The 16528-nt window shown below is 49.3% G+C and carries 12 protein-coding genes; 6 read left to right on the top strand and 6 right to left on the bottom strand.

Going from position 1 to position 16528, the window contains the following annotated elements:
- Positions 1 to 2: 2 nt before the first annotated feature.
- The 4 genes from accB to WH95_RS03255 form a co-directional block, all read right to left on the bottom strand.
- Positions 3 to 449, bottom strand: coding sequence for an acetyl-CoA carboxylase biotin carboxyl carrier protein (gene accB, locus WH95_RS03270; protein ID WP_046502817.1), 447 nt, complete (start codon positions 447 to 449; stop codon positions 3 to 5).
- Positions 449 to 904, bottom strand: coding sequence for a type II 3-dehydroquinate dehydratase (gene aroQ, locus WH95_RS03265; RefSeq protein WP_082113958.1), 456 nt, complete (start codon positions 902 to 904; stop codon positions 449 to 451). Before aroQ ends, accB begins: the two co-directional genes overlap by 1 nt.
- Positions 905 to 1118: 214 nt before the next feature.
- Positions 1119 to 1943 carry a DsbA family protein gene (locus WH95_RS03260; RefSeq protein ID WP_046502812.1) on the bottom strand — a complete coding sequence of 275 codons (825 nt, stop codon included), beginning with the start codon at positions 1941 to 1943 and terminating at the stop codon, positions 1119 to 1121.
- Positions 1944 to 2067: 124 nt separating this feature from the next.
- On the bottom strand, positions 2068 to 3432 hold the full coding sequence (locus WH95_RS03255) for a M48 family metalloprotease (protein ID WP_046502809.1): 1365 nt from the start codon (positions 3430 to 3432) through the stop codon (positions 2068 to 2070).
- A 126-nt stretch (positions 3433 to 3558) separates the two neighbouring features.
- On the opposite strand from WH95_RS03255, the gene WH95_RS20390 reads away from it, so the two are divergent.
- Together WH95_RS20390 and WH95_RS03245 are read left to right on the top strand one after the other, a co-directional pair.
- Complete coding sequence (locus WH95_RS20390) at positions 3559 to 5100, top strand: gamma-glutamyltransferase (protein WP_162199372.1); 1542 nt, start codon at positions 3559 to 3561, stop codon at positions 5098 to 5100.
- Between the two features lie 9 nt (positions 5101 to 5109).
- Positions 5110 to 6252 (top strand): pyridoxal phosphate-dependent aminotransferase, encoded by a 1143-nt coding sequence (locus tag WH95_RS03245; RefSeq protein ID WP_046502806.1) that lies wholly within the window; start codon positions 5110 to 5112, stop codon positions 6250 to 6252.
- Positions 6253 to 6376: 124 nt separating this feature from the next.
- Here the strand turns inward: WH95_RS03245 and WH95_RS03240 are convergent, their stop codons facing one another.
- Complete coding sequence (locus tag WH95_RS03240; protein ID WP_046502804.1) at positions 6377 to 9292, bottom strand: ribonuclease E/G; 2916 nt, start codon at positions 9290 to 9292, stop codon at positions 6377 to 6379.
- A 552-nt stretch (positions 9293 to 9844) separates the two neighbouring features.
- Between WH95_RS03240 and WH95_RS03235 the strand changes: the two genes are divergently transcribed.
- The 3 genes from WH95_RS03235 (at position 9845) to prfB (ending at position 14946) form a co-directional block, all read left to right on the top strand.
- Positions 9845 to 11086, top strand: coding sequence for an N-acetylmuramoyl-L-alanine amidase (locus WH95_RS03235; RefSeq protein WP_052741753.1), 1242 nt, complete (start codon positions 9845 to 9847; stop codon positions 11084 to 11086).
- A 216-nt stretch (positions 11087 to 11302) separates the two neighbouring features.
- The gene (locus tag WH95_RS03230) at positions 11303 to 13723 is read left to right on the top strand and encodes a penicillin-binding protein 1A (protein ID WP_082113957.1); all 2421 of its coding nucleotides are present in this window, start codon (positions 11303 to 11305) and stop codon (positions 13721 to 13723) included.
- Positions 13724 to 13808: 85 nt separating this feature from the next.
- A protein-coding gene (prfB, locus tag WH95_RS03225; protein ID WP_113771973.1) for a peptide chain release factor 2 occupies positions 13809 to 14946 on the top strand; the annotation gives its coding sequence in 2 pieces (ribosomal slippage) (positions 13809 to 13877 and positions 13879 to 14946; 1137 coding nt in all).
- A 184-nt stretch (positions 14947 to 15130) separates the two neighbouring features.
- Here prfB and WH95_RS03220 read toward each other — a convergent pair.
- Positions 15131 to 15427, bottom strand: coding sequence for a hypothetical protein (locus tag WH95_RS03220; RefSeq protein ID WP_046502800.1), 297 nt, complete (start codon positions 15425 to 15427; stop codon positions 15131 to 15133).
- 197 nt (positions 15428 to 15624) lie between these two features.
- Between WH95_RS03220 and WH95_RS03215 the strand changes: the two genes are divergently transcribed.
- Entirely contained in the window at positions 15625 to 16491 is an 867-nt protein-coding gene (locus WH95_RS03215; RefSeq protein WP_046502797.1) for a LysR family transcriptional regulator, read from the top strand.
- Positions 16492 to 16528 lie beyond the last annotated feature (37 nt).

Below are 16528 nucleotides of genomic sequence, written 5' to 3'. Positions count from 1 at the left end.
TATTATTCAATAACCATCAGTGGTTCACCAAATTCAATTGGCTGACCGTCACTGACGAGGATCTGTTTAACGACGCCTGATTTCGGGCTTGGCAGCGGGTTCATAACTTTCATCGCTTCGAGGATAAGAAGCGTTTGTCCCTCTGACACAGTGTCCCCTACTTTCACAAAAGTTGGCGCCCCGGGTTCTCCGGCGAGATAGGCTGTACCAACCATTGGTGACGTGATGGCGTTTGCTGGAACACCACCGGCATCGCTTGCTGCGGGTGCAGCGGCAGGGGCCGCAACTGGTGCTACAGCTGCCGGTGCAGCGGCATGAACAACGGTTCCGCCTCTGACAAGGCGGATACGGTGACCGTCTGCTTCGTATTCGATTTCGCTCAGGTCCGTTTCATCCAGCAAGCCGGCGAGGGTACGGATAACCTTCTCATTTACTTCAAGTTTAGACATTATAAATCTTGTTCGCTGTTTAAAACGTTAGCCATCGCATCCATAGCCAAAAGATAGCCTTGACGCCCCAAGCCACAAATTACCCCAAGGGCAGCTTGTGATACATAGGATTGATGTCGAAAGCTTTCACGACGATGAATGTTGGATATATGTACCTCAATAACAGGTAAATCAACGCCTTTCAAAGCATCGAGCAACCCGATTGATGTATGGGTAAGTGCACCCGGATTGATGATGATACCTTCGTGCAATTCCCGTGCTTCGTGAACCCAGTCAATAAGCTGGCCTTCCCAGTTGGATTGCTTGCACACCAAAGAAAGCCCAAGAGCCTTGGCACGTTTGTGACAAAGCGTATTAAGGTCTTCTAAGGTTTCAGAACCATAAATTTCTGGTTCACGGGTACCCAATAAATTCAGATTGGGCCCGTTCAAAAGCAACACTGACGGCAAAGGTATGCACCATTCATTTCAGTTAAATGAATTGATTAGGCCTAACATAGCAGTGCTGATCGTGCAATCAAATGCGTCGAAACTTGTCGCTTTTTTTCTATCCACGAGATTGCATCATGAGCAAAAGGGACGACAAAATCCTGCATGGTTTCCAGGGCTTTATGCCGAGTGGCACCCGTGATAGTTCGCCGAGCCATAACGCATACTGTTTCTGCGTGGATTAGCTTGCCTTTTTTGCCCTGATGCTCTCTATGATCGCTTTGAATTCTTCAAGGGTTGTATTGGGCGGAACGCTTGTGGTGCCAACGATGAAAGCGGGGGTGCCGTTTGCGCCAACGCGTTGGGCTAAGGCACGCGTGCTGAGTATTTCTTGCCCAACTTCTTCGGCTTTCATGTCTTCTTTAAACTGGTCCAAATCCAGGTCCAGATCTTCGGCCAAAGCAAAAAGTCTGTCTTGGGAAAGGTCGGATGCATTGTCCATCAAGGCAAAGTGATAGGCATCGTATTTACCCTGTCTCATCGCGGCCAGAGCTGCGCGGGCTGCAATCATGGATTCCGGACTCAGGATCGGAAATTCCTTCATGACAACTTTTAGATTGGGGTCATCTTCGACCAGCTGCTTAACAACAGCGGCAGCTTTGTGGCAATAGGGGCAACGGTAATCAAAGAATTCAACCAGAACCACATCACCATCCGGGTTCCCGATGACGGGGGATGTTGGGGAATTGTGAAGATCTTCAACATTACTGGTTATGGCGAGCTGTTTTTGTTCTTCTTCTCGTTGGGCCTGAAGCTCTTGATAGCGGGTAAGGGAGTCAATAATGACTTCCGGGTTTTCCAATAGGTATTCTTTTACTGCCTTTTCAAATGCCTTTGTCTGCTCTTCCGTTTTCAATGGGAAAATCGTTGCATTATCTTTGGCGTCCTGTGCGTGACCAATTGTTCCAAGAGCAACTGTTGTGGATAGGGCAATGCCGCCAGCCAACAATGATTTGCGGATGTTTGTCAAATTGAGCGGCGCACGATATTTTTTGCTTAGGAACATTGGTTTCGACTTTTCTTAATGACAATATAGTTTGGCGATAATGATGAAATCTGCTCAAACATGCAAAGAACTTTACCGTGAACCGATAAAGTTTATGTTTGAACGCGTGGATGTTTTCGCTGGATTATTTGTTTTTACGTTTTTTTTCTTTGCGGTCGGCTGCACTGTTCAAATCCGACGCACGCAACCATGCCGGTGATCCCTTTGGTAGCAGTTCACGTGCTCGACCGGACTGGATAACAGCTTCGGCATATTTGCCCCGACCATAGGCTGCCTCTGCCAGGGCAAGCGTTGTCATTCCCTTATCTCCACGGCGACCATAAATGATTGCGGCTTGTCGCCAGACACCAGGATTGTTTGGTTCCTGAGCAAGAATAGTTTGGATATGTTCAAGGGCAATCGTGTCTTTTTCGGGGCTGTTTTCTTCAACCAGAACCCGAACGTACAAGGTTTTTATTGGCGCGGCATCTGGGGCCAATTCAACGGCCTTCTGCAGATAGGGGGCAGCTTCTTTACCACGGGCAAATTCAAACAAAATTTGTCCCTTGAGTTCCAGAAAATAGGGGTCGTTCGGATAATCGGCCAACAGGCTGTCCAGCTCGCGAAGGGCGTTATCTATGTCTGTTGAACGATAATAGGAAATGGCACGGGCATACCGTCCTTCCTGGGACATATCTTCTGGTGGATATTTGCGCAGAACTTTTGCTGATGAATCCAAAAATCCGACGAGTTTGGCAACAATTCTTTTATGTAACTGTATGATTTCTGGCGAATCGGTTTTATCTGAATATGGTGATTTCAGAACTTCATTATCCAGAAAATTGTACCTTTGTTGCGACAGGGGGTGACTGCGCAAATATGGATCCTGATTCTGGCTTAACAGGACCTCTTGTCCTCTAAGCACGCCCATGAAATCGCGAAGGCCCTTGGCGGATTGTTCTGTAGCGCGTAGATACTTCACCGCCGCCTGATCTGCAGCAGATTCCTGTTGGCGGGTATAGCTCAGGAAATTTCTGAGAGCCAAGGATTGCCCCGCACCGATAATCACGCCGGCGGCTTCGCCCTTGCCCGTCGCCAGTGCTGCCCCGACACCAAGCAGGTAACTGGCAAAGGTTGTAACCAGGGCCTTGTCAACGTTTTCACCACGAAAAGCGACGTGCCCCCCCGCAAGGTGTCCCGTTTCATGGGCAATAACGCCAATGACCTCCGAAGGTGTTTTGGCCTTGATTAACAGGCCGGTATTGATAAACATCCTGTTACCAGATGTCACAAAGGCATTAAGGGTTTTGTCATTTACGATGAAAATACTTACACTTTGCGGGCTTATACCGGCAGCTTGGAAGATTGGGGTGGAATAAACTCTCAGAGCATGTTCTGTTTCGGCGTCGCGGATCAGGTTTAATCCCTGTGCTTTTGCCGGAAAGGCAAAAGTAACAGTGGCAATAAAAGCAATGATGCGTAAAATCAGGCGGGCTGGTCGTTCATTCAACGGTCAGTTCTCACAAATTTATAAGAATTCGTATAGTCAATTGGGGGCAAAGCGTCAGTAATGCAAGACACCTTTTTCGGTAAAACAAAATTTCATTCCGCTATCCTAACAGCATGTTTGGGGGGAATGCTACTCTCAGCTTGTGAAACGGCGGATGAAACTGCAAAAGGAAATCTTCAGGTTGTCGAAGGTTTTGCTGGTGTTGTCTCGGCTGATGAACCCAGGGCCGCACAGGTTGGGCGTGAACTGTTGGGCAATGGCGCGACGGCGGCCGATACTGCTGTTGCCATGTTTTTCACTATGGCTGTTACGATGCCTTCGCGTGTGGGAATCGCCGCTGGTGGGGCGTGTTCTTATTATGACAAGGAAGAAAACAAAGCTGTTGCGTTGAATTTTCTGCCGAAATCTTCTGCATCGGGCGGTGTTGTTCCCAAGGCCCCCCGTGTTATGGCGGCATTGCACGCTAAATATGGTGCCGTACGTTGGCAACAGCTTGTCGCCTATGGTGAGAATCTGGCACGCTTTGGCAATCCGGTAAGCCGTTCTTTTGCTTATGATCTAGCGCTGGCAAATCAACGCCTTGGTGTTAATGCAGAGCTTTTGAGCAAGTTTGCCCGCGAAGATGGCAAGCTGCCCCGCGAAGGCGATAAATTGGTGCAGGCCGAATTATCAGGGCTTTTGGGGGGATTAAGAGCCCAAGGAGCTGGCTATCTATATGCTGGCGGATTGACCCGCCGTTATGCCGAGGCTTCAACTAACGCAGGATTACCCCTGACCAGTGATGAGATTCGAAATTACCTGCCTGTCTTTGAAGAGCCATTAACCGTACAGGTTAAAGATGATCTGGCTTATTTCTCTGGCGATTATACTGGCAGTGCCCTTGTCACGGCAAACTTGCTGGGGCAGTTGCACGTGAACGGTAACTATGCAGATGCCACCCAGAGTGAAAGAGCACACATGTTTGTTGAGGCTTTGAAAAGAGCACATGTCGTTCGCGGTGGCGTCGCTTCGGGACAGATTCCTGTAGAGGCAACACTTAGTGAAGAGGCGCTGGAAAATGTATTTGAAAGCTATAATGGTGGCAAATCAACGCCAGTATCTGCACTGCCTATTCAACCGCGAACAGCATCTGGCAACCCCTATGCTGCTGGTTTTTCTGTCATTGATAAATACAACAATGCTATAGCCTGTAGCTTTACGTTGAACGGCTTGTTCGGTTCTGGCCGTATGCTTCAGGACATGGGCGTTGTTTTACCCGCACCACCGCGCTCTGCTGCGGATGGGCTGGATACAGTTGTCAGTGTTGTTGTCGCAAATGATCCAACCACTTTTTCACGGTATGCCGGAACATCCGCTGGTGGGGCCGTCAGTGCCTCTGCCTTGGGAAAGATCATGGCAGATACCTTGTTGGCTGATGTGGGATTAAAAGAGGCTGAATCTTCAGCGCGCTTACACCACAGTGGTAAGCCTGATGTGGTGTTTTATGAGAAAAATAGCCCAAGTGACATTGTCGAGAGTCTTAAAAGCAAAGGGCACGACGCAAGGCCAGCCCCAGAATTTGGGCGAGTTAATTCCAGCCATTGTGCAAAAAGCTTAAAATTTAACCCGGAAACCTGTAGTTCTGCAGCAGACACGCGCGGATATGGGTTGAGCCGCTTGGCACGATAGGACCACAAGATGGCGTTAAAACTTTCGAACAGGGGGGATATTCCCCCCTTTATCGTGATGGATGTTTTACGGGCGGCGAATGAACGTGCCGCGGCGGGTGAAGATATTCTTCATCTCTCTTTGGGGCAACCAGCCACACCTGCACCTGACTACGTTCTAGAGGCTGTTAAATCAGCCCTGGATACTGAAATGATTGGTTATACGGATGCAATGGGGATACCTGAATTGCGTCAGGGTATCGCAGATCATTATATGCATCTGTATAAACAAAAGGTTGATCCTGCACGGGTCATGGTTACGACCGGATCTTCGGCGGGATTTCTGTTATCCTTCCTTGCAGCATTCAATCCAGGTGACCGGGTTGCCTTGGTCGCGCCGGGGTATCCGGCATATCGAAATATCCTTGTCGCGCTGGACATTGAACCTGTGTTGATCGAGGTCGGACCCAAGGAACGTTTTCAGCCCACGGCCGAACTATTGGCTGCGCAGGGTAAACTGGACGGCGTTATTATTGCAAGTCCGTCTAATCCGGCGGGTACAATGCTGAGTGAAAAGGCATTTAAGGAAATCATTGATTACTGTGCTTCGCAAGAAATTCGCTTGATTTCTGATGAGATATATCACGGGATTAGCTATGGTACACAGGCATCAACGGCCCTGAAATTTACGGATGATGCGTTTATCATCAATTCTTTTTCCAAGTATTTCTCTATGACAGGGTGGCGTCTTGGGTGGATGATTTTACCCGAAGATATGTTGCGCGCCGAAGAATGTCTTGCCCAGAATTTCTTTATATCCCCGCCCACACTGTCCCAAATTGCAGGTGCGGCAGTCTTCAAGTGTTATGATGTGCTGGAGAGCTATGTGGCGCAGTATGCCCGTAATCGGGATATCTTGCTTAACGAGTTGCCCGGTGTCGGGTTTGATAATCTCGCGCCTGCTGATGGCGGATTTTATATCTATGCGGATATTAGCAAGCGCACGAACGACAGCCAGTCGTTTTGCGCGCGTCTTCTTAATGAAACAGGTATCGCAGCAACACCGGGCGTTGACTTTGACCCTTTTAACGGAAGCCACTTTATGCGGTTTTCCTTTGCGGGAACCGAACAAACAATGCTTGAAGCTGTAAAGCGGTTGAAAAGTTGGCGATAAGTTTGTTGTGATGATCTAGGTAAAAGCCTGAAAAAACAGATAAAGAAGAAAAAACAGATAAAAAAGCCCCAGACAATCTTGAAACAATTTTGTCTGGGGCTTTTTTTATTGTGTAAATAACGGGTTAGTTACCTGTTATTCTGCTCCACCAGCCTTTTTTCTTGGGGCCAGCAGGTTGTTGGGCCTGTGGGGCTGGGGCCGAAGTTTCCACTTTTGCAGGGGCACTTTTTACCGCGACTTCTGCCACAGGTTTTGCTTCTGCTGCTTTTGGCTCTGATTTTGTTTCCGGCTTGGAAGTCGGGGTTTCAATCGGAATATTTTTGACTTCCGAAGAAGATGATGACGTCTTCTTTTCGGCTGTCGTTTCAGTTGCCGTCGCAGCTTTCTTTCTGGGGCGTCCTACGGGGCGACCTGTTTTGCTTGCGGTTTTGGCACGGGTACGCGGTTTCGCTTTTGGTGCTTCTTCAGTTACCTCATCAGATTTAGCAGCCGTGGCTGCAACAGTTTCTGTTTCAGCAGCGGTTGTTTCTGATGCGGTATCTGTTGATGCTTCAGCTTCTTCAGCCTTTTTGCGAGGGCGTCTGTTGGTTGTCGCCCGTTTACGCGGTGCCCGACGCGGTTTTTTCGGCTTCTCTTCATCATCAGAAGCTGCTTGGGTTTCATCCGAAGAAGCGCTTTCGTCAGTACCAGTGGCTTGAACATCCGTGGATACTTCGCCAGCTGCTGATGTTACAGCATCTTGTGGCGAGCTTTCCTCTGTAGGAGCATCGGCAGATGCCGATTTTCTGCGCCGAGGTCCCCGTCGACGTTTGGGTTTCTCGTCATCTGATGATTTGCTTTCCGTAGATGTCGTGCCTTCAGACGCAGCAACTTCGTTTGCTGATTCAGCGTTCACGTCAGACTGGTTTTCTGAATCTTGACTGTTATCAGCATCAGAAACCGCCTGGTTTTCCTGAGAATCAGTCCCATCCAACTGTTCTTCTTCACCCTCGGGCCGTCTGGTTCTTCTACGGCCACCGCGTTTGCCGCGACGACGGCGTTTACGGGTACGACCATCATCATCGTATCCGTCCTCTGAACGGGAAACATCCTGGTCGTCATCGTTGGATTGAGCATCATCCAAAGATGCGTTTACGTTCTCATCGCTACTTGCGTCCGGAAACTCGGAACGGTCTTTCCGGCGACGGCGACGACGGCGACGTTTCGGGTCGCTATCTTGTCTGTCGTTACGGTCATTTCGTTCTGCCCGTTCCTCATCAAGTCTTTTTGTCGATTTCACCTGTGCAGATTTCACCGGCTCTAGCGGCATGATTTCATTAACAGGGCCATCGTTATTAGCGACCAGTCGCTCTAGCCGGAAGTTCGGAATAACGATGCCGTCATCTGCATTGATATCGACGGTAAAGTTGTAACGCTGTTCAATGTCAATCAGACGTGAACGTTTTTGGTTAAGGATATAGAGAGCTACCTCGGTGGGTACATAAAGAGCAATCTTGCCGCTGCCTTTACGGATGCCGTCTTCTTCGAGAGCACGCAATGCATGAAGGGCGGCAGATTCAGTGGTTCTGACTGTTCCAATCCCGTCGCAGTGTGGGCAAGTCACTGTCGAGTTTTCAACAATGCTTGGGCGCAAACGTTGACGAGACATTTCCAGCAGACCAAAGGGGCTGATCCGTCCCAGTTGGATACGTGCACGGTCTGCCTGCATCGCATCTTTCAGACGGCGTTCAACTTCGCGGTTATGTTTGGGGTCATCCATATCGATGAAATCAATGACCAACAATCCAGCCAAATCACGCAGGCGAACCTGGCGTGCCACTTCATCGGCGGCTTCCTGGTTGGTTTTGAAGGCTGTTTCTTCAATGTGACGTTCTTTTGTGGCGCGGCCAGAGTTAACATCGACAGCAACCAACGCTTCGGTCGGATTGATGACAAGATACCCGCCAGATTTAAGCTGCACAATCGGGTTGTGCATGGCATCAATCTGTGTTTCAACCTGAAAGCGGTGATACAGCGGCACCTGCATGCCTTTGTAGTGTTTAACCTTTTTGGCGTGACTTGGCATGAGCGACCGCATACAGCTTTTTGCCATTTTGTAGCCGCGTTCACCTTCGACCAAGATCTCTTCCATGTCGCTGGTATAGAGATCGCGCATTGCCCTTTTGATCAGATTTGCTTCTTCGTAAATCAGGCTCGGAGCTTCCGACTTAAGGGTGTTCTCGCGAATTTCATTCCAAAGACGGATCAGATACTCATAATCCCGCTTGATTTCCATTTTCGTACGCTGGCTGCCCGCTGTACGAACGATAACGGCGATCCCTTCGGGAATTTTGAGGTCAGATAGAATGTCTTTCAGACGTTTACGATCATTGGGGTTGCTGATCTTGCGACTGATCCCGCCACCTTTGTTGGTGTTGGGCATCAGAACAGAATAACGACCCGCAAGTGACAGATAGGTTGTTAGGGCCGCGCCCTTGTTGCCGCGCTCTTCCTTTGCAACCTGTACCAAGATAACCTGTCGGCGTTTGATAACCTCTTGAATTTTGTAGCGTTTCATAAGGTTTACGCGTGACTTTGTTTTGGCCTCAAAGTCAGACTCATCTTCATTGATACTATCGACAGAGGTTTCCCCGGCGATTTCCTCAATGGTATCGTCTTGCTGCTTTTCTACGCTTTCAAGGGAATCTGAAGAAACATCGGGTGTATCTTCCTCTGCAGGTGGCGCAGTGTTTTCTTCCTCTTCCAAAGGTTCGACAATGGCTTCTTCTTCCATAATGCTCTCGCGATCAGCAACCGGAACGCGGTAGTAATCCGGGTGGATTTCACTGAAGGGAAGAAAACCATGCCTGTTCCCGCCGTATTCTACGAATGCAGCTTGGAGAGAAGGTTCAACACGGGTTACGCGAGCGAGGTAGATATTTCCTTTTAGTTGTTTCTTGGATTGGGTTTCAAAATCGAAATCTTCAAGTTTGTTTTCGTTGTGCACCACAACCCGGACTTCTTCCGGGTGGGTGGCATCGATTAGCATACGTTTTGCCATACGTGAGTAACTCCAGCGTGCGGCCTGCGCCTTTGGTAAGCCATAACAAAGGCGGCGCACGGAACATCAGTGTCGATGAATTTATATGATCAAGAGCGTTCATTACCGTTTCTTTATCCTGCGTAGCCGTAGTTTCGAACGGGAACGCTCTCGCTTGGGAATCGTTCATAAAAATGAAACGATTCGATTAAGTTAAAAAGTGTTGAGGGGGTAGTTGTTTTGTAAAACCTTGCCCCATCAGTTTGGCTTGTTGTACTTGCTTCTCAGGGCGTCTTTTATAAAGACCGAAATCTGCAGCTTCTGGCTAACAGAGCCTCCTGAGGCATCAGTACACGCTGTAAGTTGGGTATTTCCCACTATCAGCGTAGAATTTTCTGTCTGTAGATTAGCAGGACCGTTCCCTCTGTGCTAGAAGGTAATTTCACTTTTTTGGATTCATTTTAAAATTACGTGATATTAGGGGTCTGTTTTGAGTATGTTTTTCGAGTAACATACTTAGATTAAACCGAAAATAGCTTGGTATTAAACAGTGATTTTTGAGATAAAGAGCGCATGAACGTTAGGTTTTTTAGCTGTACCGGACTGGTGGGATTTATCCTGACCTTGGTTGCTCTTTTCATAACGGTGAGTGCCCAGAGTTCTGATCTGGATGCCATTCGAATCGGAAAGCACCCGGATAAAACCCGATTTGTGATGGAATTATCCGAAGAACCAGCCTATCGAATCTTCACACTTCCGGATCCCTATCGCATTGTTATTGACCTGCCAAAGTTGAACTGGAAGGTTCCTAAAAACAAGGTTCCCAGAGCAACCGGGGCGGTACAGGCGCTCCGGTTCGGTCTTTTTGAACCAAATATCAGTCGTGTTGTTCTGGACGCACGATATCCTGTTACCATTACTTCTGCTTTTTTGCTGCCGCCAAAGGATGGTCACAAACATCGGTTGGTTGTGGATATCAAACGCATTACAGCTGAGGCCTATAAGTCTTCGGGGGAACAGAAACGTCAGCTGACATCCGCGACCCCGTTAAAGAAAGAGACACAGGTTGCGGCAACACCAATCGCGCCATCGCTGACCGCCCCAAAGAAGCCAGAAAAAGCCAGAAAAGTCATTGTGATAGATGCGGGGCATGGCGGTGTTGATCCCGGTGCTATTGGTGTGTCGGGAATACAGGAAAAGAAACTGGCCCTGAGCTATGCAAAAAGCCTGAAAAAAGTTCTCGAAAGTAAGGGGCGTTATCAGGTTGTTATGACACGGGAAACTGATACATCCCTGGCACTTCGGCAAAGGGTAGGCATTGCGCAAAAGGCGAATGGAGATCTTTTCATTTCCCTTCATGCAAACAAACATCCTTCCAGCCGGGTTCGAGGCTTTTCGGTCTATAGCCTGTCTGAAAAGGGATCGGATAAAGAGGCCGAAGCCCTGGCGGCGAAAGAGAATAAGGCTGATATTATTATTGGCTTTGATCTGAGCGAACAGTCTGCTGATGTCAGTAAAATCTTGATCGATCTGGCCCAGCGCGAAACAAATAATCAGGGCAAGCAGTTTGCGAATGTGCTGGTTGGTGAGATGAGGCGCGAGGCCAAGCTGTTGGGGCGCCCTCATCGTTCAGCGGGTTTTGCCGTGCTTAAATCACCCATAATTCCGTCTGTTTTGGTCGAACTGGGCTATATGTCAAACAGACAGGAAGAACGATTGTTGCAAAGCGAGAATCACAAACTAAAACTGGTCACCGCCATTGGCCGTGCAGTGGATCAATATTTCGGCAAGCTGGAAAGTTATAACACCCAATAAAGTTATAACACCCAATTACTGGCATTTGGTGGCTTTTTGTTATAGTAACGGGAAGAAATTTACCCCATGTGTCATCCTGTTTTGAACGGGACAGGGGGCGTTTGTATGACAGGTTGTTGCCTGTTTTTGCCATATGGTTGTCATAGTTTTGAGGCAGATTAGCAGATTACTGCATTGATGCTGGTTAGGATTTAAGGCGTGAAGTTTCTAAAGATAATGGGCTATTTGTTTGGTCTGGGAATTGTGATGGCAATTGCTGGCGGGGGCGTGGTTCTCTATGCCTTTTACGAATATGGCAAAGGCCTGCCGGAACATACCGACCTTAAAGATTATGATCCGCCGACCGTAACACGTGTTCACGCGGGTGACGGCCGTTTGATGGAAGAATACGCCAAGGAAAAGCGTATCTATGTACCAATTACGGCAATCCCGACCCGTGTAAAAGATGCTTTCCTTTCTGCCGAAGATAAAGATTTTTATACCCATGGCGGGTTGAATTATCTCTCTCTTGCCCGGGCGATGATGACCAATATCAAGAATATTGGCTCGGGCAAGCGTTTGATCGGTGCGTCAACGATTACGCAACAGGTCGCAAAAAACTTTTTGCTGACCAACGAAGTTTCTTACGAGCGCAAGATCAAAGAAGCCATTTTGACCTTTCGTATTGAAAATGCCTTTGAGAAAGAGCGTATTCTTGACCTCTATTTGAACGAAATCTTCTTGGGTTACCGATCTTATGGTGTGGCAGCTGCTTCGTTGAACTATTTCAACAAGTCGCTTGATGAACTGACAATTGCAGAAGCTGCCTATCTGGCTGCCTTGCCAAAAGCACCATCGAATTACCATCCCGTGCGGCGTCATGACGCGGCACTTGCCCGGCGTAATTGGGTCATTGGGCGCATGCTGGAAAATGGCAAGATTACCAAGGACGAAGCGGAAACAGCCTGGCAGTCACCGCTTGAGATAATTAAGCGGGACCGTACCGAAGTTGTTGATGCCCCTTATTTTTCCGAAGAAGTACGCCGTGAGCTAATTGATCTTTATGGTGAAGAAGGGCTGTACGAAGGGGGGCTATCCGTTCGAACAACGCTGCAACCCCGCTTGCAAAAGATTGCCCAAAAGAGCTTACGGGATGGCTTGATCGAATATGATCGCCGTCATGGATGGCGTGGTCCTGTTGCGACCTATGATCCGGAATCCCCGGACGGTTGGAAAATACAGCTGGAAGCAATCCCCACACCCAAAGGGGCTGATCCGTGGAAGCTGGCGGCTGTTTTGGAAGTGGGTAAAAAATCTGTTGCGATTGGGCTTGTGGATGGTACGCGTGGCACTATTCCCATGAGTGAGCTGAAATGGGCACGTAAGTGGCTTAAAAATCAGCGCTATGGCGGTGTACCGAGTACACCTGGGCATGTGTTGTCACTGGGGGATGTTGTTCTTGTCGAGCCTGTGACAAAAACACCAAAAGGCAATGACTACCCCGAAAATACCTTTGCCCTGCGACAAATCCCGGATGTGAATGGCGGTCTTATTGCTATTGATCCGCATACTGGCCGGATCTTGGCCATGTCCGGCGGATTTTCCTTTGATCGCAGTTCATTTAACCGTGCGACACAGGCAATTCGACAGCCGGGTTCTGCGATCAAGCCCTTTATCTATCTAAGTGGTCTTGATAATGGTTATACCCCTGCAACACTTATTCAGGATGCCCCCTTTGCCTTGGATCAAGGGGCGGGCCTTGGAAAGTGGAAACCGGGTAACTACACCAAAAAATTCTACGGACCGACCCGTATGCGGGTAGGTTTGGAAAAATCCCGAAACCTGATGACAGTTCGTCTGGCGCAAAATGTTGGCATGGATAAAATCGTCGAATATGTACGGCGATTTGGTATTGAAAACAATATGAAACCCGTATTGTCAATGTCCTTGGGGGCGGGGGAAACATCTCTGTTACAGATGACCACGGCTTATGCCATGCTGGTTAATGGTGGTAAGCGGATTGAACCGACACTTGTTGATCGCATTCAGGATCGGCGCGGTAAAACAGTCTTCAGGCATGATTCGCGAAATTGTTTGCCCTGTGTGAGTGATGGCGAATGGAAGAACCAGCCTGTTCCCACATTACCGGACACGCGCGAACAGATTGTCGATCCGGCATCCGCATATCAGGTTGTTTCCATGCTAGAGGGCGTTGTCCAGCGTGGAACAGGGCGCCGAATCAAGTCTATCGGCAAACCACTTGCCGGGAAGACAGGAACAACCAACAAAAGCTTTGATGCATGGTTTCTGGGCTTTTCACCGGATTTGGCCGTGGGGGCCTATGTGGGCTTTGATACCCCCAAAACACTTGGGGCCCGAGAACAGGGCGCGAGTGCCGCCGCACCAATTTTCAAATCCTTTATGGAAGAGGCTTTGAAGGATGCCCCGGCAACACCATTCCGGGTGCCTGCGGGTATCAGATTGGTTAGAATTAATGCTGAAACAGGCCGTCTGGCCGGGGTAAATGACAGCAATGTCATTGTCGAAGCCTTCAAGCCGGAAAACGTTCCATCGCCGAATTTTTCGGGTGACGGGGAAGAGAATGACAATCCGCTTTTGTCTGTAACCGATGGATTGACAACCGAGGGCTTGTATTAACCCGCCTGAAACGGGTAGAAGACGGAACTGGTAAAAACCGAATTACTAATTTTTTAAATTTAGCTGACGAGGAGGCCGTGTAAGCATGCGCGCCGAGATCGAAGCGGCGATTAGCGATATTGAACAGTCGCTGACGTTGCTGAGGAGGCATCTTTGACTGGGATGCCGCACTTAGACGACTGGACGAACTGAACGTTCGTGCCGAAGACCCGGAACTCTGGAATGATCAACAGCTTGCCCAGACGCTGATGAAAGAGCGTACGCATCTGGAACAGTCGATTGCGGCTGTGCGCAAGATCGAAAGCGACGTGGAAGAAGCCACCTTGCTGATCGAGATGGGTGAGGACGAAGGCGATCAGGATTCTGTGGACGAGGGTGAGAACCAGATTTTCGCCCTGAAGGAACTGGCGGATAAAAAACAGCTGGAAAGTCTGTTGTCCGGTGAAGCCGATGCCAACGACTGTTATCTACAGGTCAATGCCGGGGCTGGCGGGACAGAGGCACAGGACTGGGCCGAAATGTTGTTGCGCATGTACACCCGCTGGGCAGAACAGCATGGCTATAAAGTTGAGTGGCTGGAAGAAAGCAGCGGTGAGGAAGCCGGCCTGAAGTCGGCCACGGTCATGATCAAGGGCCATAATGCCTATGGCTGGCTGAAAACCGAAGCCGGGGTTCACCGTCTTGTGCGTATCTCGCCCTATGATTCACAGGCCCGTCGTCATACGTCCTTTAGCTCTGCGTGGGTCTATCCGGTGATTGATGACAGCTTTGACATCGAAATTCTCGACAAGGATATCCGCGTTGATACTTTCCGTGCTTCCGGCGCGGGGGGGCAGCACGTGAACACCACCGATTCAGCGATCCGTATCGTCCACGAACCCACAGGTATCGTTGTGCAGTGTCAGAATGACCGCTCGCAGCATAAAAACCGCGCGACCGCGATGAACATGTTGAAATCCCGTTTGTTCGAACACGAAATGCAAAAGCGGGAAGAAGCAGCACAGGCCGAAGCCGATTCAAAAACCGAGATCGGATGGGGACGACAGATCAGATCTTACGTCTTGCAGCCCTATCAGATGGTGAAAGATCTCCGCACAGGGGCAGAGACCAGCAACTCGGGCGCTGTGCTAAACGGAGATATTGATATGTTCCTCGAGGCATCATTGGCGTCCAAGCTCAAAGGCGGCACGAGCGAAGATGGAGAGGTCGAAGAGCTTCTTTGATCAACTGCGTTGATCTGTAATCTCTCAAGAAAAACCCGATAGGACTAATCCTATCGGGTTTTGTTTTAGCATTATCAAACAGCAGGTTTGTCAGCTAAAAAGTGTGGATGTGATCTGGTATTAAGCCTGACCTGTCGGGTTCCACGGCTAGCTTCGATTTCCAGACTTAACCCCATTTCCAGACTTAACTAAGGCGATTGGCGGGGAGATCCCAATAGGCACGCAGGCTTTCCTGATGAACCTGTTCTGTATTGACACCGATATCTTCGCGCTGTTCAAGGCTGAGACCAGCCAGCGTGCGGCGTTCTTCGCGAATTTCAAAGGCTTTTATAATTAGGCCCAAGACGCGGGAAAAGAATGTTGTCGCTTCTTTTGTCGAGGAGGCAAAAATTTTGTGGTCCCGAGAAAAAGAAGCCCCGCAAGCGCCGTTTGTGCCCACAGTGTGACATGCGTTCAAGGTATGACATGGTTGTTTTAGCATTTCATCCTCCATTGCAGAATGTGATGGTTTCGACCGTTGCGATCAATGTTATTGATATATTGTCATGGATTTATTATTATGGAAGTGAATAGTTTTGATTAATATCATCACAAAAATTGATAGCTCTGTTTTTAGGGGCATGACTAATAGAAGACAGGCCTAATAGAAGGCAGGACCAATAAAAGAAAGTCAGTAGATTGAGAAATTTTGACCTCGGCACATTGCGCAGCTTTATTACTGTCAGCGAGACAGGCGGCATGACAGCAGCGGCGAACAAGCTGCATATGACGCAATCGACCATCAGCATGCAAATCAAACGGCTGGAAGAAAGTGTTGGTCTGCCCTTGCTGGATCGTAACAGCGGGCGTGGCATCCGGCCAACGGCTGAGGGCGACCAGTTGCTTGGCTACGCCCGGTCCATGCTGGACCTGAACGATGAAATCTGGGGCAGATTAACGGCCCCGAAGTATGAGGGCAGTATCTGCCTTGGCGTGCCGGGTGACGTGATCAGGCCGCATATTCCACATGTCCTCAAACAGTTCAACCGGGACTTCCCCCGCGTGCAGGTCAAGTTGAAAACCGCGGGATCAATCGATCTGGCTGCTGAAATAGAACACGGTCAACAGGATTTGATCCTGACGACAGAGGTATATAACAAGGATCAAAAACTGCCCGAAAATGCAGAGCTTTTGGCCGTGCAGCCCCTGTTATGGACCGGGGCGGTCAATGGCCATGCATGGATGGCCCGCCCGTTGCCCGTTGCCATGGTACGCGGCTGTGCCTTTCGGCGATCCATGATTGAGGCACTGGAACAGGCGGGGATTCCCTGGCTGGACGCGGTTGATACCGACAGCGAAGATTCCACCTCGGTCGCCGTTGCCGCAGACTTCGCGGTGCGCCCTGAACTCCCAACCTTCACCGACCCCGGCATCGAAGAAATCGACCACCGCGGCGAACTGCCGACGCTCCCCCGATGCAGCATAAACATGTACCTCGCCGACGGCCCGAACAAAGCCCTGGCAGAAGAACTTGCGATCTATATCCGCGGCGCTTTTCGGGGGTAAAATTAACGGTTAGTGGGTATCATGTTTTTAAGCTGTG

Source organism: Kiloniella litopenaei, assembly GCF_000982415.1.
In the GTDB taxonomy this organism is placed as follows: domain Bacteria; phylum Pseudomonadota; class Alphaproteobacteria; order Kiloniellales; family Kiloniellaceae; genus Kiloniella; species Kiloniella litopenaei.
The sequence above is the reverse complement of the archived record's forward strand: the minus strand, read 5'-3'. Positions and strand labels throughout refer to the sequence as shown.